General features: G+C 40.9%; 27 protein-coding genes and 2 pseudogenes. 18 read left to right on the top strand and 11 right to left on the bottom strand.

The window, feature by feature from the left end:
• Positions 1-267: 267 nt before the first annotated feature.
• Together mraY and V7K89_RS01095 are read right to left on the bottom strand one after the other, a co-directional pair.
• Positions 268-1,371 carry a phospho-N-acetylmuramoyl-pentapeptide-transferase gene (mraY, locus tag V7K89_RS01100; protein ID WP_335183903.1) on the bottom strand — a complete coding sequence of 368 codons (1,104 nt, stop codon included), beginning with the start codon at positions 1,369-1,371 and terminating at the stop codon, positions 268-270.
• A 79-nt stretch (positions 1,372-1,450) separates the two neighbouring features.
• Positions 1,451-1,693, bottom strand: a complete 243-nt coding sequence (locus V7K89_RS01095; RefSeq protein ID WP_335183902.1) for a DUF3134 domain-containing protein — start codon at positions 1,691-1,693, stop codon at positions 1,451-1,453.
• Between the two features lie 242 nt (positions 1,694-1,935).
• On the opposite strand from V7K89_RS01095, the gene V7K89_RS01090 reads away from it, so the two are divergent.
• The 5 genes and pseudogenes from V7K89_RS01090 to V7K89_RS01070 all read left to right on the top strand — a co-directional run.
• Positions 1,936-2,520, top strand: coding sequence for a PAP/fibrillin family protein (locus V7K89_RS01090; protein ID WP_335183901.1), 585 nt, complete (start codon positions 1,936-1,938; stop codon positions 2,518-2,520).
• Between the two features lie 265 nt (positions 2,521-2,785).
• Positions 2,786-3,001 (top strand): photosystem I reaction center subunit IV, encoded by a 216-nt coding sequence (locus tag V7K89_RS01085; protein WP_229451189.1) that lies wholly within the window; start codon positions 2,786-2,788, stop codon positions 2,999-3,001.
• Positions 3,002-3,254: 253 nt separating this feature from the next.
• Complete coding sequence (locus V7K89_RS01080; RefSeq protein WP_335183900.1) at positions 3,255-4,127, top strand: DNA-formamidopyrimidine glycosylase; 873 nt, start codon at positions 3,255-3,257, stop codon at positions 4,125-4,127.
• 86 nt (positions 4,128-4,213) lie between these two features.
• Positions 4,214-4,429: an NAD(P)H-quinone oxidoreductase subunit O gene (locus V7K89_RS01075; protein WP_335183899.1), complete on the top strand. Its 216-nt coding sequence runs from the start codon at positions 4,214-4,216 to the stop codon at positions 4,427-4,429.
• A 56-nt stretch (positions 4,430-4,485) separates the two neighbouring features.
• Positions 4,486-4,966 (top strand): annotated as a pseudogene (locus tag V7K89_RS01070) (lactate/malate family dehydrogenase); the annotation flags it as partial.
• A 252-nt stretch (positions 4,967-5,218) separates the two neighbouring features.
• On the opposite strand, the gene V7K89_RS01065 reads toward V7K89_RS01070, so the two are convergent.
• Together V7K89_RS01065 and V7K89_RS01060 are read right to left on the bottom strand one after the other, a co-directional pair.
• Positions 5,219-5,611, bottom strand: a complete 393-nt coding sequence (locus V7K89_RS01065; protein ID WP_335183898.1) for a translation initiation factor — start codon at positions 5,609-5,611, stop codon at positions 5,219-5,221.
• Positions 5,612-5,707: 96 nt separating this feature from the next.
• Positions 5,708-6,190: a hypothetical protein gene (locus tag V7K89_RS01060; protein ID WP_335183897.1), complete on the bottom strand. Its 483-nt coding sequence runs from the start codon at positions 6,188-6,190 to the stop codon at positions 5,708-5,710.
• 330 nt (positions 6,191-6,520) lie between these two features.
• Between V7K89_RS01060 and V7K89_RS01055 the strand changes: the two genes are divergently transcribed.
• The 4 genes from V7K89_RS01055 (at position 6,521) to V7K89_RS01040 (ending at position 11,848) form a co-directional block, all read left to right on the top strand.
• A complete protein-coding gene (locus tag V7K89_RS01055) occupies positions 6,521-7,189 on the top strand; it encodes a hypothetical protein (protein WP_335183896.1) in 669 nt (222 codons plus the stop codon).
• Positions 7,190-7,228: 39 nt separating this feature from the next.
• Complete coding sequence (locus V7K89_RS01050) at positions 7,229-9,130, top strand: hypothetical protein (protein WP_335183895.1); 1,902 nt, start codon at positions 7,229-7,231, stop codon at positions 9,128-9,130.
• A gap of 10 nt (positions 9,131-9,140) precedes the next feature.
• On the top strand, positions 9,141-10,520 hold the full coding sequence (locus V7K89_RS01045; protein WP_335183894.1) for a DUF1802 family protein: 1,380 nt from the start codon (positions 9,141-9,143) through the stop codon (positions 10,518-10,520).
• Positions 10,521-11,188: 668 nt separating this feature from the next.
• Positions 11,189-11,848: a Nif11-like leader peptide family natural product precursor gene (locus tag V7K89_RS01040; RefSeq protein ID WP_335183893.1), complete on the top strand. Its 660-nt coding sequence runs from the start codon at positions 11,189-11,191 to the stop codon at positions 11,846-11,848.
• 203 nt (positions 11,849-12,051) lie between these two features.
• On the opposite strand, the gene V7K89_RS01035 is transcribed toward V7K89_RS01040, so the two are convergent.
• From V7K89_RS01035 to V7K89_RS01025, 3 genes are all read right to left on the bottom strand, one after another.
• Complete coding sequence (locus V7K89_RS01035) at positions 12,052-13,638, bottom strand: glucose-6-phosphate isomerase (protein WP_335183892.1); 1,587 nt, start codon at positions 13,636-13,638, stop codon at positions 12,052-12,054.
• Positions 13,639-13,750: 112 nt separating this feature from the next.
• Positions 13,751-14,008, bottom strand: a complete 258-nt coding sequence (locus tag V7K89_RS01030; RefSeq protein WP_099102182.1) for a cytotoxic translational repressor of toxin-antitoxin stability system — start codon at positions 14,006-14,008, stop codon at positions 13,751-13,753.
• 61 nt (positions 14,009-14,069) lie between these two features.
• Positions 14,070-14,267, bottom strand: a complete 198-nt coding sequence (locus tag V7K89_RS01025; RefSeq protein WP_334845889.1) for a hypothetical protein — start codon at positions 14,265-14,267, stop codon at positions 14,070-14,072.
• Between the two features lie 249 nt (positions 14,268-14,516).
• Between V7K89_RS01025 and V7K89_RS01020 the strand changes: the two genes are divergently transcribed.
• Together V7K89_RS01020 and V7K89_RS01015 are read left to right on the top strand one after the other, a co-directional pair.
• Entirely contained in the window at positions 14,517-15,650 is a 1,134-nt protein-coding gene (locus V7K89_RS01020) for a branched-chain amino acid ABC transporter permease (protein ID WP_335183891.1), read from the top strand.
• Positions 15,640-16,422: an ABC transporter ATP-binding protein gene (locus V7K89_RS01015; protein WP_335183890.1), complete on the top strand. Its 783-nt coding sequence runs from the start codon at positions 15,640-15,642 to the stop codon at positions 16,420-16,422. Before V7K89_RS01020 ends, V7K89_RS01015 begins: the two co-directional genes overlap by 11 nt.
• A 458-nt stretch (positions 16,423-16,880) precedes the next feature.
• Here V7K89_RS01015 and V7K89_RS01010 read toward each other — a convergent pair.
• From V7K89_RS01010 to glpX, 4 genes and pseudogenes are all read right to left on the bottom strand, one after another.
• A pseudogene (locus V7K89_RS01010) lies at positions 16,881-17,459 on the bottom strand (Uma2 family endonuclease).
• A 52-nt stretch (positions 17,460-17,511) separates the two neighbouring features.
• Positions 17,512-18,072: a DUF2087 domain-containing protein gene (locus V7K89_RS01005; RefSeq protein WP_335183889.1), complete on the bottom strand. Its 561-nt coding sequence runs from the start codon at positions 18,070-18,072 to the stop codon at positions 17,512-17,514.
• Between the two features lie 108 nt (positions 18,073-18,180).
• Entirely contained in the window at positions 18,181-19,467 is a 1,287-nt protein-coding gene (locus V7K89_RS01000; protein WP_335183888.1) for a glutamyl-tRNA reductase, read from the bottom strand.
• Between the two features lie 233 nt (positions 19,468-19,700).
• Positions 19,701-20,738: a class II fructose-bisphosphatase gene (glpX, locus tag V7K89_RS00995; protein ID WP_335183887.1), complete on the bottom strand. Its 1,038-nt coding sequence runs from the start codon at positions 20,736-20,738 to the stop codon at positions 19,701-19,703.
• A 355-nt stretch (positions 20,739-21,093) separates the two neighbouring features.
• Between glpX and V7K89_RS00990 the strand changes: the two genes are divergently transcribed.
• From V7K89_RS00990 to grxD, 7 genes are all read left to right on the top strand, one after another.
• The gene (locus V7K89_RS00990) at positions 21,094-21,666 is read left to right on the top strand and encodes a DUF981 family protein (RefSeq protein WP_335183886.1); all 573 of its coding nucleotides are present in this window, start codon (positions 21,094-21,096) and stop codon (positions 21,664-21,666) included.
• Positions 21,667-21,714: 48 nt separating this feature from the next.
• Positions 21,715-22,029, top strand: coding sequence for a glutaredoxin 3 (gene grxC / locus V7K89_RS00985; RefSeq protein ID WP_335183905.1), 315 nt, complete (start codon positions 21,715-21,717; stop codon positions 22,027-22,029).
• Positions 22,030-22,467: 438 nt separating this feature from the next.
• On the top strand, positions 22,468-22,953 hold the full coding sequence (tadA, locus tag V7K89_RS00980; protein ID WP_335183904.1) for a tRNA adenosine(34) deaminase TadA: 486 nt from the start codon (positions 22,468-22,470) through the stop codon (positions 22,951-22,953).
• A gap of 112 nt (positions 22,954-23,065) precedes the next feature.
• Positions 23,066-23,842, top strand: coding sequence for a lysophospholipid acyltransferase family protein (locus tag V7K89_RS00975; RefSeq protein ID WP_335183885.1), 777 nt, complete (start codon positions 23,066-23,068; stop codon positions 23,840-23,842).
• Between the two features lie 633 nt (positions 23,843-24,475).
• Positions 24,476-25,084: a hypothetical protein gene (locus V7K89_RS00970; protein ID WP_335183884.1), complete on the top strand. Its 609-nt coding sequence runs from the start codon at positions 24,476-24,478 to the stop codon at positions 25,082-25,084.
• A 222-nt stretch (positions 25,085-25,306) separates the two neighbouring features.
• Positions 25,307-25,561: a BolA family protein gene (locus tag V7K89_RS00965; protein ID WP_335183883.1), complete on the top strand. Its 255-nt coding sequence runs from the start codon at positions 25,307-25,309 to the stop codon at positions 25,559-25,561.
• Positions 25,562-25,647: 86 nt separating this feature from the next.
• Positions 25,648-25,971 (top strand): Grx4 family monothiol glutaredoxin, encoded by a 324-nt coding sequence (grxD, locus tag V7K89_RS00960; RefSeq protein ID WP_335183882.1) that lies wholly within the window; start codon positions 25,648-25,650, stop codon positions 25,969-25,971.
• Positions 25,972-26,348: the final 377 nt, after the last annotated feature.

The raw sequence follows: 26,348 nt of genomic DNA, 5'->3' as shown, positions 1-26,348 counted from the left end.
GCAAATTAACCAAACCAATTATTGCATCTATTGCCCGAAGGCAATATATTTTAGAGGCACTATCTGTAGCCAGCTTTTAGAGAATTGGTATAAATACCTATAATTAATAATTCATAACACCACAAACGGTAGAATGGGCAGCCCTTCAGTCGGCATCAAGCGTCATTTCCAGCGTAGAAATCAGAAACTCATAAATTTACCGTATAAAAAAACAACTCCCTGAAGATGTGGGAGCTGTTTTTTATATTCAAGCAGTTTTTAAAACATTTAGAATGGAGCGATCGCTAAACAAATTGCAGCCAAAATCGCAGCTATTATATAAAATACTCCCACTACTTGCAATTCTGACCAGCCAGTAAGTTCTAAATGATGGTGTAAGGGTGCCATTTTGAAGAGACGTTTGCCTTTGCCATCGGGGCCCTTCGTGGCTTTGTAATAACTTACCTGTGCCATCACCGAAAGAGTTTCTACAAAGAAGATACCACTGAGAATAAACAGACCTACTAAGCTGTTTGTCAATAGTGCTACAGCAGCTAAAGCTCCTCCCAGTGCAAGGGAACCAGTATCTCCCATGAAAACGCGGGCTGGGTTACGATTATGGGCTAAGAAACCTAAGCACCCACCACTTAAAGCAGCACAAAAAACCATCAATCCTGGTGCTGTAGGCGCAACTAAAGCACCTAATGCCAAAAGTGCGATCGCAACTGTTCCTGCTGCCAAGCCATCAATACCATCTGTTAAATTAGTCGCATTACTTTCTGCAACTAGCACAAAACCTGCTAAAGGCCAAAATAGAAATCCTAAGGGTAGTGTGAAGCTCACCCAAGGTAAAGCAATATTTGTAATATTAGAAGGTTGATTAAACATCAGCCATAGACAAAACATAGCCGCAAAACTCACCTGCAAAACCAGTTTTGTTCCGGGAGATATACCTTTATTTGATTTCCGGCGCAGAATTTGCCAATCGTCGAGCCAGCCAATCAATCCGTAACTGAGTGTCATAGCCGAAACGGCAAGGACATCTGTAGCAAAGTTAGACAATATGCAGGCAATTATCACACCTACAGGTATAAAAAATATACCGCCCATTGTAGGAGTGCCTGCCTTTTTTAGATGAGCTTGGGGTCCATCTTCGCGAATTATTTGTCCAGTTTTGAGTGTTTGAAGTAAAGGTATTACCCAATAGCCCGCGACACCTGAACCAAGCGCACACAACAGTAGTGGCAGGGTTAACGACATACTTTGCCAGGGTAGCCTATTGGCCATCGAATCTAAGAAAAATGCTGTTGTACCTAATCCAATGGCTAATAAAGAGGCTAGCGCGATTCCAGAAATATTTAATCCTTGCTCAGGAGATAGTTTAGCGTCCACAGAAGTTTCCCTTCACTCCACACTTATAAAATTGAATATCAGTAGCTAGGGATACTACCAAGTCCCTAACCTCAAAAGGCTAATCCTCGGCGATTCCTATATCATCATCTTCATCATCATCAAGGTCGTAGCCAATTCCATCTTCTACACCCATTAGGGAGTCTATTCCTTCTTCGTCAGCTTGAAAATCCGCTTCGTGAACGTCACGCGTTATGATCCGACCTTTATTTTCCAACCAATCTAATAAAGAGGATTCTGGCTTTAGGGGGATGACATGGGCTCGTTGGTTACGGGGTTCTTCACGTAATGGAGAGTTCAACATATCAAAGAAGACAAGAAAAGGTTTACGTAAGTTGACATTTAGAGTCTATCACTTGACACGGATTAATTTAGTTATCTTTTCAACCCTTTGGTTAATAAATCCGTATTCAGATAGAAATTTTTTATTTAATAGGCATAAGGCTTAAGTCAAGCGATTCTTAGTAATTTTTATGGTTCTACACATAGGTTATGAATATCTTGTTTATGCTGATGGAAAGTGACTGATTTTAGAGGTGACAGGCGATGATGCCAAAAGCGGCTCTTATGGATGCGATCGCACTTACTAATCGCGGTCTACTGGCGACTGAAGAACAGAAACAGGCTATCTTAATCGCGATCGCCAACTTAGAAGACTTTAATCCTACACCCTGTCCGGTGGAAGCTAGTAATTTGCTAGATGGCAATTGGCGATTACTATACACCACTAGCAAAGCTCTTTTAAACTTAGATCGTTTACCTTTGTGCAAACTAGGTCAAATCTATCAGTGTATCCGGGTAGAGACAACCAGTGTTTACAACATAGCTGAGATTTATGGCTTACCTTATTTAGAAGGTTTAGTCAGCGTTGCTGCTAAATTTGAGCCAGTTTCAGATCGGCGTGTCCAAGTGAAATTTGAGCGTTCTATTATCGGCTTACAACGTTTAATAGAATACAATTCTCCGGTAACTTTTATCCAACAAATTGAAGCAGGTAGAAAATTTCCCGGAATTGATGTTGCTATAAACAGTGACAAACAGCAAGGCTGGTTAGATATCACTTATATAGATAACGACCTGCGGATCGGCAGAGGTAATGAGGGAAGTGTGTTTGTCTTAACTAAAACATAAGCTTCTACAAAATAACTGTTTGCGAACGAAGGTACACTATAACGTATGCCTTGTCAAGTACGATCTAATACAATTTTAAATTTAGGGAGTGGGTAGGGAAAGATAAAGGAGCAGGGGAAGCAGAGGGAGAAGAATTAATAACCAATGCCCAATGCCCAATTCAGACAAATAACTTAACAAAGACTCTTGCTGCGACCTTGAGGTTGTAGAGTGAAATCAATTAGCCCTCTAGATTGGCGATTGATAACTAAAAGGGAAAATAATCATGGTTCAACGTGGTTCTAAAGTACGTATTCTCCGCCCTGAGTCCTACTGGTTTCAGGATCTAGGAACTGTGGCTTCCATCGACCAAAGCGGCATCAAATACCCAGTAATTGTCCGCTTTGACAAGGTAAATTACTCTGGTATCAATACCAACAACTTTGCCCAGGATGAATTAGTCGAGGTTGAAGCACCAAAGGCTAAAGCACCGAAAAAATAGCAGCAAAGCTACAAGAGGGTTGTTTGATGCGATGATGAAGGGAAGTCTAAAAGTCTAAAGTATGAAGTCTGAAAATTTCAGTTCATTCATTCTTTGTTTAAGCCTACCCTAATCTATGAAAAGCCGCCCTGCGGGTATTTACGGTTTATTTTGGGTAGTAATAGACCCAATTACGGGTATATAAATTACTACCCCCATCTTTTCTTCTTCGATTCCTCAAATAAATCACAATTGCCTGCTTAACTCAGCTTGAATGCCCGAACTGCCTGAAGTTGAAACAGTCCGAAGAGGTCTAAATCAATTGACCCTCAACCAAGAAATCACGGGTGCAGATGTGTTGCTTAATGGCACCATTGCCTATCCGTTTTCTATTGGTGAGTTTGTTGATGGAATTGAAAAAAATGCGATCGCTACTTGGCATCGTCGCGGTAAGTATCTCATTGCTAAACTCTCCTCAACTTCCCCTCCATCAACCAGTTGGTTAGGAGTTCATCTGCGAATGACCGGTCAATTACTATGGCTGCATCGAGATGAACCATTACACAAGCACACGCGGGTTAGATTATTCTTTGGAGAACAGCAGGAATTACGCTTTGTCGATCAGCGTACTTTCGGTAAAATATGGTGGGTTCCGCCTGGTGTTGCTGTAGAAAGTATTATGACTGGTTTGGCAAAACTGGCAGCAGATCCATTTTCACCCGAATTCACTGTTGAATATCTAGCAAGCAAACTCCAAAACCGTCGCCGTCCAATTAAGACTGCGCTACTAGATCAATCGGTGGTGGCAGGATTAGGTAACATCTATGCCGATGAAGCATTGTTTAAGAGTGGAATTTTACCTGAAACTTTGTGTATAGATTTGCAGCTAAAGCAAATTGAGCGTTTGCGAACAGCCATCATTCAAGTGTTAGAAACTAGCATTGAGGCTGGTGGTACAACATTTAGTAATTTCTTAGATGTCAAAGGTACTAACGGCAATTATGGTGGTGTAGCCTGGGTTTATAACCGCGTTGGAGAACCCTGTCGAGTTTGTGGTACATCAATTCAACGGATTAGGTTAGCTGGGCGGTCTAGTCATTTTTGCTCCGAGTGTCAAACGCTACGGGGAGTTATGAGACGCGATTAATCGCGTCTTTACAAGAGTTAGGAATTCTAACTCGAAACTCTTTTAAAATGCAGGTGAAAGACGTTAGAAATTTGAGAGAGGAACTCATGGCAGTCAAAAAAGGAGATATGGTTCGCGCTGTACGCGAAAAACTAGAAAACAGTCTGGAGGCTAAAGCTAGTGATACTCGCTTTCCTTCTTATTTGTTTGAAAGCAAAGGCGAAATTGTAGATATCAAAGGTGATTACGCCCTGATTAAGTTTGGAAAAGTGCCAACACCTAATATTTGGTTACGTGTAGATCAACTTGAAGAGTTTAAATAATAAAAAAGAATTTAGGAGTCAGAATTCAGGATTCAGCATTTATTTGGACTCCTGAGATTACCGCCGGACTTCCTCACAAACCAGGGATGAGTCGGGATGATTTGTTGAAAATCAATGCCAAGATTTTAGTGGAAGCGGCAAAAAATGCATAGGCGTAGTCCGTTGTAGATATCACTGATTCTCCCAATGCTATTTTTCTTGTCGTTACCAATCCGGTGGAGGTGATGACTTGTTTAGCTTGGCAAGCAACAGGTTTACCACGCGTAGACCCGTTTGCCGAGCGTCTGGTCTGGTAGAGAAGGGGCTTGTCGCTAGACATTGCATTATTGGTATGTTAGATTCCGCCCGTTTTGAAACCTTCATTGCCCTAGAATTGGGCGTTTTACCCGCGATGTCAAAGCAATAGTGTTGAGTAGCCACGGCGATTTAATGGTTCCCTTATTTGGTTATGCTACCGTTAACGGTATTCCCATCACTGAATTGCTGGATGCAACCACGATTGAACGTTTGATAGAAACAACTTCCAACAGTGGCGCTGCTCGATCTGTGCGTCAAAATATTAAGCGATCGCAGGGAATTTTGGGTAAAAAATAATTCGTAATTTGTAGGAATAGCAGCAAAAATAAAAGGCAGTAGGTTTTAATCCCGCTGCCTTATTTTTATTCCGAAATTTATCACCCTATAGATTAAATCTGTAAATCCCTCTGTAAACCTCTCCCCTAGAAGAGAAGAGGCTTTGAATTATCTCCATTTTTGGTTTAAAAGGAGGCTGGAGGGTTGGGTGTTGCGTTAACGGCGGGAATCCTGATCTGCGGGGTCGCCGTAGGGGTCTTCGCTGGCTGGGCGAACATCACCAAACTCCCCTGTGTCTGCGGGGTCGCCGTAAGGGTCTTCGCTAGCTGGGCGAACATTGCCATAAGACGAGATATCTCCGGGGTCGCCATAAGGGTCTTCGCTAGCTGGGCGAACATTGCCGTAAGACGAGATATCTCCGGGGTCGCCGTAGGGATCTTCACTGGCTGGGCGAACATTGCCGTAAGACGCCGGATCTGCGGGGTCGCCGTAGGGATCTTCGCTGGCTGGACGTACATTGCGATCGCGGAATTCGGCGTCTTGATCGGCTTGATCGTTGTTCGACCCCAAAAGCAACTCCTTCGCCTTTCGGAAAAATTCATCTACCATAATCTGTCTCCTGATTTAAGTTCGTGTTTCCGACGTGCGCGATCAGCGTTATCCTCCGGGAAACCCGCTTTCTTAATTTACACACGCTTCGCTGATCTAGAGTGCTGGAGCTGCGGATGAAGTTAGACCAGAGAGATCGCGACCTGTGGTACTCCGGTTATAGCCTTGGAATTCCCGATACTTTTGTGCTTCAGATTCCGGTACTCGAATTCCTTCTGATGGTGGCGTTACCCAGTGAGCGCGATGTTCAGCATCACGGTAATATACACGCCCGTTCTTGGAAAGATAGTACTTACCTTGCGCTCCATCTTGGGAAGCATTCTTATGCTGATTGTAGAGATAATAAAGTCCCGCAGCACCAGCCAAAATAGCAACTTTCTGCCCTGTAGACAAGCCCTTCTTCGCTTCGGTTTGGCGATCGCTCACTGTTCTACCGGCGGTATCATCAACAGGTGGTGGAACTGAAGCGTTTTTAGAACCGCCTCCGCAGCTACTCAGCAAGGGCACCATTAGCAATGCCGAAAGCAGCACTGCAAATAGACGCGAAACTATTTTACGTTCTTTAAATATTGTGTTCATTGGATTTCGTTCTCACCTGTATTTGCTAAAAGCCTTGCTGTTGCAAAAACAAAGCCGGAATTCCTGTTATTTCGCTGGGAATTGAAAAAACATATACCACTAAATTCACAACTGCACAGCTACAGCGTTTCTCTGTCATATTCGTCAATTTTCTCAAGCATTCCATCTTGCCTTTGAGAGAAACTGCATTCATCCCAAGGAAATATATTGTTGATTATTTATAAATCTATTTAGCTGAAATATTCAGCAATTTCTCGGTTATTTTTTCCATGTAAATATTTTAGAAAGATACAGTTACTATGATACTTTTTGTCAAAAAGTACACTCAATATGACATCTAAAAATACTAGTACTCGTCTTCTTTTGGCTTTGTGGGATTTGGGAGGAACGCAGCAGGAAGTTAAGAAGGGTCAACTCACTAAGCGAATTGTAGCCAAAAGCCAGAAGGTGGCAGATTATCAGAGCATATTCGAGGAATTACAGAAGCAGGGTGCGATCGCAATTTCAAAAAAAGGATATTCTCTGACATCTCCTAAGGGTTTAGAGGTATTGGGTAAGGGTTTGAGGAGTGGCAAGTTTAAGTTTGAAGGGACGATTGTCGGAACTTGGGCGGCGAATGCGTTGGTGAAATGGATTAGTCAGATTGATGTTGCAGTTAGTGGTGCAGATGTACCAGTTAATGGGAAGGGTGCGTTAGCGGAGCTTTCCAAAGGAATCGCATCTTATGACGAGTTTAAGTCAGTGGCGTTGGAAGTCTACGACAAGTTGAACTATGAATACAACTTTAATAATCTAGTGCCAATTTATCGTATCAGGAGAGTAATAGGCGATCGCGTGAGTCGTACAGAGTTTAATGATTGGCTGCTAGAAACACAAGCTAACGATATTTTGCAACTACAGGGTGGAACTGTAGAAGATAACGCACCTGACAAAATAGAAGATTCCATCACCACGGTATTAGATGGATTACGCTGCTACGCCAAGCTTCTCAAAGCCTAAACTTCCTTGTACTCCTCACTAAATTAATTTCACAATATTATGATTGCCACTACATCTACCATTGATGAACTAGTTAGAAATCAAAACCCATTTGCAGGACATATTGTTGTCAGACCTCAACAGATATGGGGAAAAAGTTATCCCGATGTTTCTATAATTAATTCTCACGCTTCTAATGCAGTATTTGATGCAGTTGAACAAATTCGTAAAGGGAAGCGTGAAACAGTAGGTATCACAATAACGGCTGAAAAAGGGTTAGGTAAAAGTCATCTTATCAGCCGTGTTCGCCATCACTTAGAAACAGAAGATGATGCCTTATTTATTTATATGGGTAAGTATAACAGTCTGAATCAGATTAAGTATCAATTCCTGCAAGCCGTTGCTTCTAGCCTTAGAGCCTTTGGTGGTCAACAAGTAATGCAGTGGCAAGAAATAGCTGCTGCTTTAATTAATGAAGCTAAAAATTGTAACTATACACCACAGCAGTACATCAGTAATATTTACCCCAATTGGTTAAGTAGATACTCAACTAAGACAATTGATACTTTAACAGAAGCTGTGTTGAAAATTAAGCCTGACATTAATAATCCTTATATAATTAGAGCGATTTTGTGGACACTTTCTACAGTACACGCTCACTATGCAAATTATTGGCTATCAGGTTTAGATATTACACAAACACAAGCTGATACACTAGGTTTACCAAATCCTAAAAATTTAGATAAAGAAGCTGAAGCATTAAATAATGTACGCCAGATTTTAGATATAATCAGCCATTATAGAGTTCCGGTGATTTGCTTTGATGAATTAGATATTGCAGAAATTTCCGACACAGGTTTTACAGCAGCACAGGTTATTGCAAACTTAGTTAAGGATTTATATAACAATCTCAAAAGAGGCGTTTTCCTTTTGGCTATGTATCCTGAAACTTGGAATGAGCAAATCAGGACATTACCACAAGCTGAAGCAGTTGTTGATAGATTAGCAAGCGAACAAGGTGACAGGCAACCAATTGCATTAAAATATCTAAATTCTGATGATATTGTGGCTTTAGTTAGTCAATGGTTACAAAGTTTTTATCAGGAACAGAAACAAACACCTCCTCGTTCTCTTTACCCATTTAATGAAACTCAACTCAGAGAACTCGGTAAAAGTAGACCTACTGTTAGGTCAGTTTTAAAATGGTGTGCAGAGAATTTCGTACCTCCTTTACCTTCAGTTGGAAAAATATTGCCTCCTTTGCCACCATGTGTACTACCGCCACCACCACATCCGGTTAAACCGTGTTTCGATAATGAATTAGCAAATGTTGAGGCTTCTATTGATGCATTAATGGAAGAGGAAGCAACAATTACTGATGCTCTTTTGCTTGCTTTCAATAATTTAATAGGTAAAACTGTTGAGGGAGTAACAATCGAATCAATTGAAAAAGTAGAGCCTAGTGCAGCCAATAATGGCTTCATGGATTTCAAAATTATCGGCAATAAGAAAAGAGTGAGGATTGGAGTAGATGTAGTTCAGCAAGACCACAATGTTATAGGTGCTGCCTTAAAACGACTAATTGATTACAGAACATTTAATCTAACTCGCGGTTGCTTGGTGCGTTCAAAGAAAATTAATTCAACTGCGATACAAGCTAGAGAGAATTTGAGAATACTTTTAAGACAAAAGGGTGGAGAATGGGTAGGTTTGCAAAGCCAAGACATTAAACCTCTGTTGGCGATATTATTCGTTTACTATAACCGTGAAAGTTATGAACTGACAGAAGAAAAGATTTGTGATTTTATTGAACAAAAGCAAATAGCAATAAATAATCCTTTGATTCGAGAAATTCTCAGCGATCCTTCTGGTCAAGAACCTACTAATTTAACTGATGATGGATTACCTATTAATATTCCTAAAAGTGTTGCTAATGCTGATTACACCGAACTAAACATATAGCTAACTATAAATGAATCAGCAGTTTTCAATTCCAACAGCGTTGTGTCTACTTGTCCCTGATATTGAAGCCTTAATACAGGGGCGAACAATAGCAGCTTTACCCAAGATGTTTATTCGTCCTGGACAGAGATTTGCACTTTATCCTGCTGACTCTTCAGTTTCAATTAAAGCTTGGGCTAAATGTGAACTTTGCCAAATTTTAGATGAGACTAAGCCATTAGATATTTTGTCTAAATTAACAATATGGACACCAAAAGTCTTAAAGGAGATACTACAAAAACAACAGTATCTTTTTCTAGCTTACTTGCGTATTTATCAATTACCTCAGTTACAAGAAATATCAGTCAATCCCAATATTCAGGAAAAGCTAGGAAAATTTGTTAGTTTACCTAATTCTCTAACGGTTTCTGAAGCCACTCCAGTATTAAACGATCGCACCTTCGCCCAACGCAAACGCCAATTAGAAAAACTAGAACCTCCACTGCATCCTGAATTGGAAGAATTGCAGAGTGCGATCACATCCCTAACCATTAGCCAACCAGCCGCGAAACAATTAGACGAAGACATCAAAGTATTTTTAGGTTGGAGTAGTGACAAGCTAATTAAGCAAGCCGATCTGAATTTAGTTTGGATAAATGATATTGTAAAATTGGGCGATCGCAGCATAGAAAAAGATGAGGGTAAAAGCAACTATCAAGCTGGTACAGATTTTGAAATCATCGCACGCCGTAGCCTTGATTTTTTAGGATTCAAAGTTGAAGAAAACTACAAAGGCGGTGCAGGTGGCTTAGACTTATTTTGCTCACAACCTTATCCTCTCGTTTGCGAATGTAAAGCAGGAAAAACCATTCCTGATCGTGCAGTAGAAGAATTAGATAGGATTGGTAGAAGGCATCTAAAAGAAAATTATCTTCAAGCTGTAAGGTTAATTATTGGCCCAGGTAAACCGACTAAAAATTTGAAAGAATCTGCTGAGATATCTAAAATTAGTATTATAAATGTAATGACTTTACAAAAGCTAGTTGAATTCAAAGCAAAATATCCAGGTGCTATTAACTTAGTAGAATTACAACAATATCTACAAGCTGGGCAAATTGACTATAAAATTGATGAGTATATTGATAAAGCTGAGAGAGAGATTAAATTGCGATCGCACATTATCCATCTCGTCAAAAATTACTTAGAAAACTCAGGTATAGAATCTGCTGGTGTAGAAGCTTTACATGGTGCGTATTTCGGCTCACATCCACCACAGCCAATAAAAATAGCAGAAATGCACGAAATTCTGATAGAACTTTCCTCACCCTTAACAGGCTATTTGGGGCGAATTAAAGGTAGTAATTGGAATAGCGATCGCTTTTACTTTCTCCGCGACTTACTTATTAATTAAAGATAGTAAAATATATCTCTTTTCTTCCCTCTGGGTTCTCTGCGTCTTCTCTACGAGACGCAGCGCGTAGCTTGCTTCTCCGTAAGAGTAGGCGGTTCGTTTCAAAATAACTGAAGTGCGATCACGATTCCATTTATTTCAAAGTTAATATACACAATCGGATAATTCAATAATCCCATTTTTTAATGCTACGTTAACTTTATTTACAGGAAGATAAAGGCGATCGCTAGAATTTTATATGTAATTATACTAAATTAATAGTCTCTAAAAAATACCTCTTTTTGCCTCTTGCCTTCTCTAAAAGACGCTATACGTAGCTTTCTTCTCCGTAGGAGTATGCGATTCGTTTCAAAATAACTAAAGTATAGATTGCTTTACAGTCTTGCCTCATGAATAATTAATACTATCCATTGACTTAATTTTATTTTATGAGAATAAAAATCTTAGTTGCAGCTCAGTCCACCCCAAGCATCGCAATCTTTCATCTTTTCCTCAGTAACTATTATTTATAGTTACAAACTTTACAAATATTTTATATTTACTCACTGTGTAATTTCATTTACATAATATCAAAAATTTAGTACTGTCGAAGAAACACATTATACTTACTACACTGGTGTTTATTAATTACAAACCTCTACCAAGTTTAAAACTTGGCAAGATGACCTATGTATTATCAAATTTGGAATTTCTTTCTTAAAGAAGATAAATACATTTATTGGAAAGAAAAAATAAAAGTTAACAATAAATTTGACAAAGTGACATGGCAAAAGATTATTGATTTCTTGTCACTAGTAGAGCAAACTTTCCAGTTGAAAAGTCAACTATCACAAACCGATAGCCTTGAGCCGTTTCTCAAGTTAGCAAGAGAAAACGGTTACAATTTGACCGCAGAAGAACTTGCCTGGTTTCTAGTTACGAGAAGACAGATTTGGGATCTTTTTGATATTGCACAAAAAACCCCATCTCTCAAAGAAGAATTGCTAATAGCTAAAGATCCACAGCAGTTTATAGATATCGCTGCCGAAAATGGCTATTATTTTTCTGCTGATGAGTTAGCTTGGCTGCTAATTGACATCAAATCATCGTCAGATTTAGTATCTATTAACAACAGTGTTGGAGAGATTTTCACAGTATCAAGCTACGGCAGAATTGAAACAGGATACTGGATTTGGCTAGCAGAACACTGGGGAATTGTGCCACCATTTTGTCATCGGGATAAACCTAGCACTTTCTTATGTCAAAATCTCAACAATCCTTTTTTACCCGATCGCTGTTTCTTACCCAAGAGTTACTTTAATCAACGCCTTATGGCAATTCATAATTAAAATAATTCGTAACTAGGTAAAGGAAGAGAAGAAAGAAGTGCTTAACTCAACAGTATTGAGCTATAAAACTTAATTACGAATTACGAATTATACAGTGAAGCATCCTAGACGGAAGATATATCTTCTATTTAGGATGCTTCACAATAAAAAATTGTTGCTGATACAACAATTATGGACAAAATGTGATATTCAGACTAGAGTTATCAGCTAGCAGAAACAGTCAAAGTATCGGGTTTGTGAAGATCGCCTTGCAAAACTACACCCCGCTGATTGGCATAGATATGACGTAAAATCTTGTAAATTGCCTCAACTTGGTCTGATGCGCCTGCTTTCTCGGCGAGTTCCTCTACAGAAAGGGGAGTTTTTTCTTTTTGTAGCACTGCTACCACTCGTGTTTGCAAATCGAGAATGGAGGCGGCAGCTTTTTTGCCAGCTTCTACACCTGGTTGATGATAGGCGTTGACGTTGACCAAACTACCATATAAACCAACAGCACGTTCGTACAAAGCAATTAATGCCCCTACCATTCGGGGATTAACTTGGGGAATCGTGACTGTAATCGAATCGCGGTGATTTTCATAAAGCGCTTGTCGGGTTCCTTGGAGAAAACCGGAAAGATAATCGCCTGATGTAACTCCTGGATCTATTTCAGTCGATGGGCCTTGACGATCTTCTAACACTTCGATGAAGGTAGCAAAGAAGTTCGCTACACCCTCGCGTAACTGCTGGACGTAAGCGTGTTGATCTGTTGAGCCTTTGTTGCCATAAACGGCGATACCTTGATGGACAACGTTGCCATCTAAGTCTTTTTCCTTGCCCAAGGATTCCATCACCAGCTGTTGTAAATAGCGACTGAATAAAAATAAGCTGTCCTTGTAAGGTAGAACAACCATATCTTTTTCGCCCTTTCCATTGCCTTCAAAGTACCAAGACAAAGCAAGCAAGGCTGCTGGGTTATTTTTCACATCTGGGACGCGGGTAGCGTCATCCATTTCTTTTGCACCGTCTAGCATAGCGCGAACATCAATGCCCTGTAATGCTGCTGGTACTAACCCGACAGCAGACATTTCTGAGGTGCGTCCTCCTACCCAGTCATACATCGGAAATCTCGCCAGCCAGCCTTCATCTTTGGCTAGTTTATCGAGATTGCTATCAACGCTAGTAATTGCTACCGCATACTGAGCAAACTCCAAATTGTGGCCAGCATAAGCTTTTTTAACTTCAATCATGCCGTTACGAGGTTCCGGCGTTCCCCCAGATTTGGAGATCACCAATACCAAAGTGCTGGCGAGGCTATTTCGGAGATGATTGAGAACGCGATCGATACCTGCGGGATCGTTGTTATCGATAAAGTGAATTTTCAGGGGTGGGAAATCAGGAGCAAGAGCTTCCGCAACGAATTGGGGGCCGAGAGCGGAACCACCAATGCCGATGGAGATAATATCCGTGAAGCGGCTTGCTCTAGGAGGATGAATAGCACCTGTTTGGACTTTTTCCGCAAAGGCTTCGATTTGTTCTAGAGTTTGGACTATTTCTTGTGTAAGTTCTGGAGCTGGCGCTAAATCAGGATTTCGCAGCCAGTAGTGTCCAACCATGCGGTTCTCATCAGGATTTGCGATCGCACCCTTCTCTAGTTGAGCCATATCCGCAAACGCCTTGTCAAACTTCGGCTGCAACGATTCCACGAAGGCATCATCGAACCGTATCCGACTCACGTCTAAGTACAGTCCCAATCCCTCGTGGAAATATAACCAATTTTGGTATCGTTGCCAAAGTGCCCTAGCATCCATAGGGAAATCTCAAATAAAATGTTTTTCAAAAACCAGTTTAATGTAAGGTTATAGCGATCCCTGCCTAGCCTTATACAGTTTACAGTTTTAAGTGTTCCCTTAACTCTTTACTTTAAACATCTGGCATAGGGATGACACGCAAAAATTTCACAATTTCACCTCTAATTTCTATACCAATCAAATAATTGTCTAAGGTGAAGCGATGAAAAATGCCTTCACTATCAAGCTGTCGCAGTTCTTTTAAATCAGTCAGTTGCCACTTTTGGGCTAACTCAATAAAAACAAAATCATGCACCCGCTCGTAGGCGGCAGGTTCTAAATTCTTCAGGTCTAGCAAAAAAGACCTGGCATAGCGCATTTCCAAACTCACTGGCGTTACCTTCACCAAAACTTGAGGGGCCACTGGCACAAGAGAAGAAAGCGCTGCTGAACTAAAAAAACATCAACAGTCTTACTGCTTCTTCATGGGTTAAGATATCCCACGGTTGCTGCGATCGCTTGACTTTTTGTATAGCTTTAAGCATATAAAAGTCATAATGTAAACCTTCAAGAACGTTCCAAATGTCTTGCAAATCGTCATCACCTAACTGCTCTATTAAGTGATGCATTCTAAGGCGCAGCAAATTCATACGTCAATTATTCCCTACCAGCAAATACCAACAATAAATAGTATTCCCATAAAATTAGCTTTGCTCAAGCTACGCTAAAATTTATTCGCCAAGCGTTGAGGGCAGAGGAGCAGGAGAGACTTGGGGACAAGGGGACAAGGGGACAAGGAGGACAAGGAGGACAAGGAGAACAACTATGCCCAATGCCCAATGCCCAATTCTCTATGCCCAATTCCCAATTCCCAATTCCCAATTCCCAAATAATTTAATATGGTTGACTATCTAATTTTCTTAGCAATTTCTACAGCACTTTTTGCTCTATTCGCACTAGGACTGAATTTACAGTGGGGCTTTACGGGATTAATTAACTTTGGTCATATTGCTTTCATGACCCTGGGAGCATATACAACAGTATTGTTAAGCTTAAAGGGCGTACCGATACTAGTATCGGCACTGGCTGGGGCAATTGCTGCTGCCTTGTTGGGTTTGATAATTGGTTTTGTAACTCTCCGCTTACGGGAAGATTATCTAGGAATTGTTACCATTGGCACGGGCGAATTAATTCGTTTGGTGGTGAATAATCAAGAATTGCCCGTGGGTGATACTTGGATTTCTGGGGCGTTTGGCGTGCAAAGTTATCCCATACCCCTATCCACAGAGCCAAGTTTGTTTGTCAAATTAGTAATGATTGGGCTTTTGACGCTGCTGGCTGCTGTAACTTTCTTTACTTTGTGGCAATGGATTCGTACCACTCAAATATCTCGGACTACTGATTTAGGTAAAAGGACAACTAGCAAGCAAGAATTTACATCGCGCTTGGGTATAGGAATTGTGTTAGCAATTTTGGCGGCAGCGATTTATATTTCTGGAGTAATCGGACTGTATAATTACAACCCAAAAGCGGGTTTGATGCTGGTGTTGTTGCTGGTTTTAGCATTTGTATACTGGCGGTTAGAAACTTTGGTGCGATCGCCTTGGGGTAGAATTCTCAAAGCCATCCGCGAAGATGAAGAAATTCCCAAAGCATTAGGAAAAAATGTCTTTTGGTATAAATTACAATCTCTGATGTTAGGAGGTGCGATCGCGGGTATCGCTGGTGCTTTCTTCGCTTGGCAACTCAGCGCCATTTACCCTGATAATTTCCAACCGCAGATCACCTTTGACACTTGGATTATGGTGATTTTAGGCGGTTCTGGGAAAAATGTCGGCACAATCGTAGGCGCGATAATTTTCTTTACTTACGATGCGCTAACGCGAGAAGTCTTACCCAGAATCGTTTCTCTTGATGAAGCACGTTTGGGCGCATTTCGCATTATGGTAATCGGACTAATTTTGATGGTACTGATGATTTGGCGTCCTCAAGGTATCTTAGGGAAAAAGGAGGAACTCACCCTTGGTAAATAACTATTCATCCCCACTTCCTCTTTTGGTAGCCACTGGACTTTCTAAAAGCTTTGGTGGTGTCAAAGCAGTTAATGAGGCAAAAATCGAAGTTCCTAAAGGCAGTATTACGGGCTTGATTGGCCCCAATGGTGCTGGTAAAACTACTTTATTTAATTTACTCTCGAACTTCATCCGCCCCGATAAGGGACGAGTGATTTTTGACGGCGAACCGATTCACAATTTGCAACCATATCAAATCGCCCAGCAGGGGGTAATCCGCACCTTTCAGGTTGCACGGACTCTCTCGCGGTTGTCGGTGTTAGAAAATATGCTGCTGGCGGCGCAAAAACAAACGGGCGAAAATTTTTGGCAGGTGCAGTTGCAACCGCACGTTGTCGCTAAGGAAGAAAAGCAACTCCAAGAGCGGGCAATGTTTCTATTAGAATCAGTGGGTTTGGCAAAAAAAGCACACGATTATGCTGGTGGTTTGTCTGGTGGACAACGCAAGTTGCTGGAAATGGGACGGGCGCTGATGACTAACCCCAAGTTAATTTTGTTGGATGAACCGGCGGCTGGGGTGAATCCGAAACTGATTGATGATATTTGCGATCGCATTATCACTTGGAATCGTCAAGATGGCATGACCTTTTTGATTATCGAACACAATATGGATGTGGTTATGTCCTTGTGCGATCGTGTTTGGGTACTTGCGGAAGGGCAGAATTTAGCTGACGGTACACCAGCAGAAATTCAAACTAATCCCAAAGTTTTAGAAGCTTATTTGGGAAAATAGAGTGCATTAGCTTTCTGTGCCAAACTCTCCCTGTGTGGGAGAGAGGCTTTCATTCTTGCTTTTCTTCTCTGGTAAGGAAGGGCTTAGAGTTTAGGTTTAAGAGAAAGTCGCACACGGTGTCAAATCTTTGGAAATTAGGCTCTTGTTAAAATCGAGTTGTATATCTCAATGAAAAAAGCTTTTTATGTCAATGATGACAGTCAGAGATTTAGAGCAAGTTCAAACTGCTTTTACCGAAGCAGGTTTAAATTACCAAGCTGGAACTCGAAAATGGGAAAATTTCAATAATTGTCAGATACAAACCTTAAAGCACCCAATGTTTCCTTTGTTCAATTCTGGCCTCTTATCTTTACTGAGGAATAAACACAAATTTAGTGATAGACTTTGGTAGCGACTGAACCCTATTATTACTATTATGAATTACTTTGGCGAATCCACAAACGTCATTACGAATTATTTTAATCTTCGTTATTTTCTGCAAAATTGACTTGTTCGTAAAGGTCGCACAATTCAATTTGAAAATCAACCGTTTTCAGTGATAAAGTTGCAGACTCATGTTCAAGTTCAGTAAATAACCATTGACTTTCCGCAGTTTTTACATACTGCATCACATGATACTGATATTAGTCAATTAAAATATATTCCTTAAATTCTGGAATAGAGCGATAATAAAGAAACTTATCGCCTTGGTCATAATTTTTAGTCGATTGAGATAAAACTTCAGCAATTAACATCGGATTCATAACTGTTGTTGTGCTGGTTCCTGTATAAATAGGTTGTCCCTCGATCACCATCACATCGGGATACGTATGCTGCCGATAACGGGGTATCTACAAACGCATATCACTAATATAAACATCATAATTTTTACGGCTTAAAGCAATTTTTAAGAATGCAGCTAAATTTAAAGCAATTTTATTATGATTTGTTGTACCACCCGTTATCGGTACAATTTCTCCATCATGGTATTCGCTTTTATATTCAGCCTTCTCTTCAAGTTCTAAATACTCTTCAGGTGTGTAATAGAATTTTTGTATTTATAACTGCATAAATCGACCTATAATTATGCGGTCTGCTCATCTTTCATATCTATGTTGTACGCCAATAAACCCCATTTTCTCGCTGCATTAACTGGCAAGCAATTAACTCTCGTCGCAGGGTCGCACAGTCAATATGGTAGCGTTTGAGAATCTCATTTACCAAGTGTTCAGGGTAGTTGACTCTTACATCAAACTGGTTTGCTAACCACTTAAGAATAACTAGACGCTTTTTCCGACTAGCAGGAATTTCTTTGAGGCGATCGCCCTCAAAATAGTTTTTCAACACTTTACTTTCCCAAGCCTCAGTATCCACATCCTCAATCAAGGATACTATTTTCTCAGGTGTGAAAATTTCCTTGCTAATGCTTTGCAAAGCCTCGCTATCCAACTGGTACAGACGGCTATTACCTTCAGGACGCATTGTCACCAAATTTAGCTCCTTAAGTTTCGCTAAATGATGGGATACCGTCGGTTCCTTGAGTTGCAGTAGCACCGCTAATTCTTCGACGCTGCATTCCTGATTCGCCAGGATACCTACAATCTTCAATCGGCTATCATCCGCTAATGCCTTGAAAAAGCGGAGTAAGATGTTAAATTGCTCTGATTGCATAACTAACTTCTAATTAGATAAATGTCTAATTAGAAGTATATCTAATTTCAAACCGATTGGCTTAGAACCCCAACTTCTCACCAAAAGTCAGGGTTATTGTTGTTTAATTTAACTAAACTGTTCCTCTGCATCGAGGTTGAAAAGCATTTGCAGAGTTTGCATACAGCGCCTTCTGGCTTCCACATCCTGCTGCGATCGCAATTGCACCATTGGGTCATGTAAAATTTTATTGACAATTCCCCGTGTTAATGCCTCAATTACTTCTTGATGTTTGTCAGCGAATTCCGAACCCAATCTCGACAAAGCTTTTTCTAACTCTTGTTCGCGGATGGTTTCGACTTTATTTCGCAGACAGCTAATAGTGGTAACAGTTTCCAGAGAGCGCCACCAAATATCAAAGGCTTCTACTTCTTCTTCTAAAAGTCGCTCGGCTTCCTGTGCAATTTTCCGACGGCTTTCGTAGTTTTGCGCTACAACAGCCTTCAAATCATCCACATTAAACGCCTGCACATTCTCCAATTCATTTACATCCGCATGAACATTACGCGGCACAGAAATATCAAATAACATTAAAGAGCGCTGAACTTCTAAAACCATTTCCAATTTGGCGCGGTCAAGTATTGGTTCTATTGAGGAAGTGCTTGTGAATACTAAATCGCTATCGGCAATTACGCTCATCATTTCCGATAGTAGATGAATTTTGATTGGTTGTTGAGGGAACAGCTTTGCTAATTCTTGGGCGCGATCGCGAGAGCGATTTACAATACTAATTTCCACAGCACCTTTAGAAAGTAGGTGTTGCACCAGCAGCCGCGACATTTTACCAGCGCCGAGAATTACCACTCGACAAGCTGCTAAATTTGCTACTTTTAGCTGTGCTAACTCTACAGCTGCCGAACTGATAGAGACAGCGCCAGTACCAATACTAGTTTCAGTGCGAACCCGCTTACCAGCTGTCAGTGCTTGTTTAAATAATCGATTCAAAATGGTTTTTATACCGTTATATTGCTGTCCCAGTTTGTGAGTAGTCTTCACCTGAGCCAGAATTTGACCTTCTCCGAGTACCAGACTATCTAAACCACCTGCTACCCGCATCACGTGCATCACTGCATCATGATGTAGCAGCATAAATAAGTGTTGTCGCAGAGAAAACACGGGCAATTTACTGTATTCCGCAAGAAACTGCGTTACTTCCCGAATACCTTGGTCTGCTTCACTGGCAACAATGTAAATTTCCAGGCGGTTACAAGTACTAAGAATTGCAACTTCGTCAATATGGGGATAGCTGACCAGTTGAGCGATCGCACTTTCAATTTGTGGTTCTGGAATACTTAGTTTTTCCCGAACTTCTACTGGGGCTGTTTTATGGCTTAACCCCACCACTGCTATATTCATTTGCTAAATCGTAGTTACTAATTGGTAGTTGGCAATCGGGCATTGAGTGAGAATTAGGAGATAGAGAATTATTGTTTATTGGTTAATAAGTTTTCTAACCAACAAACAATAACTAATCACTAAATACTAACTACTAAAAGGATGAAACATTTGGGTGAATATTTTTCCGTTTAATATAAATATTTCTTTCCAAATGTTTTACCCCTACTTTTACCATTCCCATTCCCGACAAATTAGTTCAGTTGGAGACTCTTGGGTTCACCAAGTATGTGAATCGTATCAACAAATCGAGCCGTTTTTGATTGGTTAGAAATTACCAAGCTTTGAGTTCTGGCTCCGCCGTTGAAGAAACGTACACCTTCCATCAGATTACCACTGGTAATGCCGCTAGCAGCGAATAAAACAGTTTGACCAGATGCTAGTTCATGAGCATCATAGACCTTATCAGGGTCATTGATATTCATAGACTTTAAGCGGTCGATGTTGGCTTCTTTGCTTTCTCCAATCAGACCCGTTTTAACGATTGCTGGATCGTAAATCAGTTGACCTTGGAAGTGTCCACCCATAGCACGCATTGCGGCTGCGGAGATTACACCTTCAGGAGCCGCACCAATACCCATCAGCGCGTGGATATTAGTTCCAGCAAAACCGCAGCTTATAGCTGCACCCACATCACCGTCAGAAATTAGTTGTACTCTCGCTCCAGCCTCACGAATTTCTTTAATTAAATCGTTGTGGCGTTCGCGCTTCATGACCACGATCACAAGTTCTTCAATAGAACGTTCTAGACACTCAGCGAGAATTTTGAGGTTTTCTGTTGCTGACTTATTGATGTCTACCTTGCCTTTAGCTGCCGGGGGTGCTGCTAACTTCTTCATGTAAAAGTCAGGAGCAGCAAATAATCCACCCTTTTCAGAAATTGCCAAAACAGCCATCGAACCAGGTTGTCCATAAGCTACCAAGTTCGTGCCTTCACAGGGGTCAACGGCGATGTCAATTTCAATTAGTTCATCGGGGTTACAGAGAGCTTCAGCATTTGGTTGAGTACAAATACCAACTTCTTCCCCGATGTATAACATCGGCGCATCGTCGCGTTCGCCTTCCCCAATCACAATGCGACCACGCATATAGATTTTATTCATCCGCTCCCGCATGGCTTCCACTGCTACCTGGTCAGCAGTGTTCTTTTCGCCTTTACCCATCCACTTTGCGGATGCGATCGCGGCTTGCTCTACTACTTCAATAATCTCTAGCCCAAGTGTATTTTCCACAAAGTTTGCCCTCTCAGCTGCTTGAATTTGCGTCGTTTCATCTGCCTATTTCAGATTTCAAGTCTACCAAAGGGCGGATACACGTGGAAGAAAGTTAAGTTTTACTGCTAACTCGTTAGAAAAGTGCCAGTTAACACATTCTGATTTTTTACTCATAATTACTCCAGTATAAAACTTGTTCACAAGTAACTAAGTTAAAAATTGGCACAAATAGGTAACAGTGTATATCTAGAACATTGCTTTTCTTCTGTATCTATCTTTAGGTATAAAATAACAAAGAAAAAAGCTGGTAAATTCACTAATAACTAAAAAACGAGGTACAGAGCAAATAACTTGTCAAATTCAGAGGTAAATCGTGTTTATCGACTACATCACCCTCATGTTAATCAACATGGTAGCTGGGTTATTTCTACTCGCTGACTATGTGTATCGTGGTATAGATAGTTATAATCAAAGACCGTGGATTCCAGGCTTTGGAATTACGGGTGCGATCGCACTCACAACTGGTTTACACATGAGCTTCACCTGGCCAGTAATGGGTAGCTTTAACATTGCTTACGGTGAAACAAGTGTTCTATTTGGAATCTTGTTTATTGCAGCTGCCATCGCCATAGCTCAAGGTTGGGATTTATTGACAATCGCAATTTACGGCTTCTTTGCTGGTGCAGTTGCGATCGTAGTGGGTATCCGCATCATCAACTTGAATTTGACAAAGCAACCGCTTTTATCGGGAATCGGCTTTATTTTAACTGGATTAGGTGGTGTTTTTGCAGCGCCAACTCTTTATTGGAAAACCAACCGAACTTGGCGATTAATTGGCGTAGCAGTGCTAATAGTAGCCGCTCTAATTTGGGCATTAACTGGATATTTGGCTTATTGGAATCATTTAGAGGGTTTCCAAAAGTGGGTTCCAGCACCGATGCGGTAAGCAATGATTTAGGCTAGAGACATAGTTAAAACCTTGCTTAAGATCAATATGCTGGACTTTCTTAATCCCCTTTTTAATCGCCATCCAGAGCGAGTCAAAGCCAATGTCGAACTTTACACCTGGCAGACTTGTCCTTATTGCATTCGTGCCAAAATACTGCTGTGGTGGAAAGGTGTAAATTTTACTGAATACAAAATCGACGGTGACGAAGCAGCCAGAGCTAAAATGGCAGAACGCGCTAACGGCCGCCGTACTGTACCACAAATTTTTATCAATAACCAGCACATTGGCGGTTGCGATGACCTTTATCAGCTAGATACACAAAGTCAACTCGATCCTCTTTTAGCCCAAGCCGCTATTTAGAAATCAAATTAGCCCCCGACAATTTCTTTGATGATAGCTATGTTGGGAAATTTTGGTTGGGAAATTTTGGATTTTAAATTCCTCGGTGAGCAAGTTTGTAGTAAGGACTTTAATCCTGAATTTTCTAAGCACTAAAGTCCTTACCCAACAAAAAAGTTATACCAATTTGAAAAAAGAATGCGACAGATACATATTCCCAAACCTTTGTTATGTCTGGCTTTCTTAATGCATAAATTTTGAATTTTGAATTTTGAATTTTGAATTGGTATTAGTCTCTCATGAGGAAACCCTCTTCTTTACGAAACGCTATGCGAAGCGTCTCGTAGAAAAGACTGCACTAACTCATTACAAACTCTCGTTATTAGCTTGACAAAGTGCTAGTAAACTGTAGTGCAAATTTGCCCACCTTTAGGGCAAGAATATCGAATTGATAAGAATATGCTAACTAAGTATACAGAATATCTTATACATCAACAATGGATGAGTTATGCCTTAGAATTAGCAAAAACAGCAGGTGATGCAGGTGAAATCCCTGTAGGTGCTGTTATCATTGATTCGACAGGCAAATTGCTGGCGCAAGGAGAAAACAGAAAAGAGCGCGACAAAGATCCTACCGCTCATGCGGAAATTCTCGCTCTCAAGACAGCTGCAATAACTTTACAAAATTGGCATCTTAATGAATGTACCCTCTATGTAACTCTCGAACCTTGCCCGATGTGTGCAGGTGCGATCGTCCAATCACGATTAGGATTACTTGTATATGGAGTAGACGATACAAAAACTGGCGCAATTCGTACAGTTATTAACATACCCGATAGCGCTGCTTCTAATCACCGCTTACAGGTAATTGGAGGCATTCTAGAGTCAGCTTGTCGTCAGCAATTACAGGCTTGGTTTGCTACTAAGCGGCGTAAGGTAAACTAACGGACAGAGGTAAAACTGTCCATCCAGTACGACACAAGTCACACAAGAGAATCTACGGTGTAACTAATCAGGCATTTCATTAAATTTTACCCGTCAATCAGCTGCATCCGTCATGATGGAATTTTACTCTTCATCCGATACCTGCCAGCAAACCCCGGCAAATCCTCAGGTAGATAGCACTACCTCAAGGGTTTCTCCTTGGTTAAGTCCCCTGGCATATTCATTAGGGCGTCACTGCCTATTACCATTCTTCTTTGGACAAATTAGAATAACCGGACAAAAAAATATCCCTAGAACTGGGCCTGTAATCCTTGCGCCTACTCATCGGGCGCGTTGGGATGCCTTGCTCGTACCTTACGCTACCTCTAATTGTCGCAGAGAACAAGACCTGCGGTTTATGGTGACTGTTGACGAATGCCAAGGTTTGCAAGGCTGGTTTGTCCGACGTTTGGGGGGGTTTCCTGTAAATTCTAAGCATCCGTCAATCCGTACGCTGCGACATGGAGTAGAGCTACTTCAGCAGCAAAAAACCTTGGTAATCTTTCCAGAAGGTAACATTTTTCGTGATGGCCAAGTTCACCAGTTAAAGCCGGGAATTGCTCGTCTTGCTTTGAGTGCTGAATCTAGTCATTCCGGGCTAGGAGTGAAAATTATACCCATAGGCATTAACTACAGCCAACCTTATCCCAATTGGGGTACAGATGTGAGTATTGACATTGGCTCTCCAATCAGAATCGCGGATTACATGAATGGCTGTATAAAACAAGATGCAAAAAATATTACAACTGATTTAGCAAAGGCACTGCAACAATTGAGCCATCAAAAAACAAAAATTACTAACCATGCATTTGCAGAAATTACTAATTCTTGCTCCAGTCAAACCTCATAATCATTGACCGTGCATAATACTGCACCTTTTCAATATTTGACACTAATTACTAACTGCTATATTTATCCTGAGTAAGTCACAAAAGATTAGTGGTGTTTTGCAACCTTTGAGTATGTATATATAGATTACCCTCTATTGATCATATATTCAGCCAATTTGGCATTTTTTTGAGCCAATAGCTAATTAATTGCCTGCAAACTACTGAATTTCTTGATGATAAATATTTTCATTATTTAGTCAGACAGTTAAATAAAAAGTTGAGAAACGCGGACTGGGGATATCACTATTCTGAACTGGTTTGGTGCGATGCCTACGGCGGGCTACGCCTACGCAAATACTTCAAGCAGTGCTTTAGAAAAATTCTCCTGCCAAATATTGTAGTTAAGCTGAGATAATTGTTGGGGAAGAAAATCGGTAGTCAGACAGATGGGAACGCACTCCACCGTAGATATCACTGATCGCAGCGATATGAGTTAGTTGATATACAGGGGTAATGGGAACTCTATTAAACTGATTTTTAGTCTAAATCAGGGATACTTAGGATGTAACTTTGCTTTGTCCAAGACCAAAACAGAGTTAAGATACCCGAAGTTTCCGTAACTCTTTTATATAGTTGTCGCACTAATTGATCCCATGAACACTGCTGTCGCTGTTACCTTGATGCACCGTACTGTTTTATCAGTTATAGCAGTCCTCAGCCTGCTATCACCTGTGAATGCTCAGGTATCACAGTCACCAGGCACTACCAGCCAACCACAACTCATTGACCCCAACGCTCCAAATAATCTCCGCCCTATAACCGAAAGTAACAGCCTTTTGAGCATTGCAGGTGGCGATCGCTTAGTAAAAGAGGCAGACCAAGCCGTTTCTGCTCAAAACTACCCCTTAGCTGCCAAGAAACTGCAAGAAGCACGTCAAGTTTATAATCAGCTATCTAATTTTTATCAAGAGTTAAATTCTAGCTTTTCGGGAATTGACAACAGAGTTTCTGATTCTCAGCGTCAAAAAGCTCTATTAACAGCCCAAAAGCGAGATGAAGCTACTTTTCAGCTAGCATTGGTACATCGGGCACAAAATCAGCCAGAACTAGCTGTACCATTGTTGATTCAAATAATTAAAAGTCAAAACCCAACGCGGGATTTAGGCAAGAAAGCCTATAAACAGTTGTTTGAGTTGGGTTTTGTTGATTCTCCCTATCCCAGAGAAGGTGGTAATTCATCCTCCTCATCCCCAAAAAAATAAATTAAATTTTTGTTACCTCTTTTTACCTACATTTTCCTAAGCAGTTGCTTGGGAACTCCCCAGTGCTAGGATAGAGCTATCCGCCGTAACCTTGACCCAGCGTTCTCAAGCAATACACCCTAGAGGCGGCTTTGTCTACAGCTTTGCCAAAGCCTGAAGTTGGCACAGGCATTTGCTCTATATCTGTTAATAATAGAAAAGTAAGTTTTTTCAGGAATTGCGATGATTAGTCCGCAACAGGTTGAGGAAATGATCAAGGCGGAACTGCCAGACGCACAGATTCAGGTGCAAGACTTGACTGGTGGCGGCGACCACTATCAAGTGACAGTAGTTTCATCGCACTTTGCAGGTAAAGGACTAGTGCAACAGCACCAGTTAGTTTATGGTGCGTTGGGTCAAGCTATGTCAACTGAAGCGATTCATGCCTTGGCGGTGAAAACATACACTCCCGAAGCTTGGCAAGCAACAGCATCGTAAATAAGAGTTAGAAGTTAGGAGTTATCAATTTTGACTCCTCACTCTCACTCCTCACTGTTGAATCCAACATAGGAAACATAATTACCATGACACCAGAACTCAAAGACAAAATTGATAGCTTAGTACAAGAAAACAAGATTTTAGTTTTCATGAAGGGAAACAAGTTAATGCCCCAATGTGGTTTCTCCAACAATGTTGTGCAGATTCTCAATACCTTGGGAGTTCCTTTTGAGACGGTTGACGTTCTATCAGACCCGGAAATTCGTCAAGGTATTAAAGAATACTCTAGCTGGCCCACAATTCCCCAAGTGTATCTCGATGGTGAATTCCTTGGCGGTTCTGACATATTAATTGAACTGTACCAAAAAGGTGAATTGCAGCAAAAGGTAGAAGTAGCATTAGCTTCTTAATCTTTGTTTGTGCAAACTAAAGGATATACTGCTGAATTTGCCTTTCGCGATCAAAGCAATGTGCCGTTTTTAATATCCTTGAAAGGAGAGACACTATATTCCCTCCCCTTTCAAGGGTTTTTATAATCGGTTGATCACAAAAATACTCTTTGTTGGACTTAATTTCATCGCTAGCCAACAATCCCCTCAGTCATATTGGCAAAACCAATATAGGACTGAGGGGATGCGTTTAATCAACACAATATCTCCAAAATTTCACACCGCGACAACCCGTTGACCAATACAGTGCGATTCGTTGGTTAGTGAATCCCGGTATCCAGCCCGTATATAACTAACCCAACCATTTGTCATTAAAAGTACAAAAGGTTGAACTCTCA

Origin of the sequence: Nostoc sp., from assembly GCF_036917515.1 — a bacterium.
In the GTDB taxonomy this organism is placed as follows: Bacteria; Cyanobacteriota; Cyanobacteriia; order Cyanobacteriales; family Nostocaceae; genus Nostoc.
Note: the sequence above shows the minus strand (reverse complement) of the source record. Positions and strands in the feature narration are given on the sequence as shown.

Excerpts from the sequence above, each read along its gene's own strand:
- V7K89_RS01095 (WP_335183902.1), bottom strand. The coding sequence starts at position 1,693 with ATGTTGAACTCTCCATTACGTGAAGAACCCCGTAACCAACGAGCCCAT.
- V7K89_RS01090 (WP_335183901.1), top strand. The coding sequence starts at position 1,936 with ATGATGCCAAAAGCGGCTCTTATGGATGCGATCGCACTTACTAATCGC.
- V7K89_RS01085 (WP_229451189.1), top strand. The coding sequence starts at position 2,786 with ATGGTTCAACGTGGTTCTAAAGTACGTATTCTCCGCCCTGAGTCCTAC.
- V7K89_RS01080 (WP_335183900.1), top strand. The coding sequence starts at position 3,255 with ATGCCCGAACTGCCTGAAGTTGAAACAGTCCGAAGAGGTCTAAATCAA.
- V7K89_RS01075 (WP_335183899.1), top strand. The coding sequence starts at position 4,214 with ATGGCAGTCAAAAAAGGAGATATGGTTCGCGCTGTACGCGAAAAACTA.
- V7K89_RS01065 (WP_335183898.1), bottom strand. The coding sequence starts at position 5,611 with ATGGTAGATGAATTTTTCCGAAAGGCGAAGGAGTTGCTTTTGGGGTCG.
- V7K89_RS01060 (WP_335183897.1), bottom strand. The coding sequence starts at position 6,190 with ATGAACACAATATTTAAAGAACGTAAAATAGTTTCGCGTCTATTTGCA.
- V7K89_RS01055 (WP_335183896.1), top strand. The coding sequence starts at position 6,521 with ATGACATCTAAAAATACTAGTACTCGTCTTCTTTTGGCTTTGTGGGAT.
- V7K89_RS01050 (WP_335183895.1), top strand. The coding sequence starts at position 7,229 with ATGATTGCCACTACATCTACCATTGATGAACTAGTTAGAAATCAAAAC.
- V7K89_RS01045 (WP_335183894.1), top strand. The coding sequence starts at position 9,141 with ATGAATCAGCAGTTTTCAATTCCAACAGCGTTGTGTCTACTTGTCCCT.
- V7K89_RS01040 (WP_335183893.1), top strand. The coding sequence starts at position 11,189 with ATGTATTATCAAATTTGGAATTTCTTTCTTAAAGAAGATAAATACATT.
- V7K89_RS01035 (WP_335183892.1), bottom strand. The coding sequence starts at position 13,638 with ATGGATGCTAGGGCACTTTGGCAACGATACCAAAATTGGTTATATTTC.
- V7K89_RS01025 (WP_334845889.1), bottom strand. The coding sequence starts at position 14,267 with ATGAATTTGCTGCGCCTTAGAATGCATCACTTAATAGAGCAGTTAGGT.
- V7K89_RS01020 (WP_335183891.1), top strand. The coding sequence starts at position 14,517 with ATGGTTGACTATCTAATTTTCTTAGCAATTTCTACAGCACTTTTTGCT.
- V7K89_RS01005 (WP_335183889.1), bottom strand. The coding sequence starts at position 18,072 with ATGCAATCAGAGCAATTTAACATCTTACTCCGCTTTTTCAAGGCATTA.
- V7K89_RS01000 (WP_335183888.1), bottom strand. The coding sequence starts at position 19,467 with ATGAATATAGCAGTGGTGGGGTTAAGCCATAAAACAGCCCCAGTAGAA.
- grxC (WP_335183905.1), top strand. The coding sequence starts at position 21,715 with ATGCTGGACTTTCTTAATCCCCTTTTTAATCGCCATCCAGAGCGAGTC.
- tadA (WP_335183904.1), top strand. The coding sequence starts at position 22,468 with ATGCTAACTAAGTATACAGAATATCTTATACATCAACAATGGATGAGT.
- V7K89_RS00975 (WP_335183885.1), top strand. The coding sequence starts at position 23,066 with ATGATGGAATTTTACTCTTCATCCGATACCTGCCAGCAAACCCCGGCA.
- V7K89_RS00970 (WP_335183884.1), top strand. The coding sequence starts at position 24,476 with ATGAACACTGCTGTCGCTGTTACCTTGATGCACCGTACTGTTTTATCA.
- V7K89_RS00965 (WP_335183883.1), top strand. The coding sequence starts at position 25,307 with ATGATTAGTCCGCAACAGGTTGAGGAAATGATCAAGGCGGAACTGCCA.
- grxD (WP_335183882.1), top strand. The coding sequence starts at position 25,648 with ATGACACCAGAACTCAAAGACAAAATTGATAGCTTAGTACAAGAAAAC.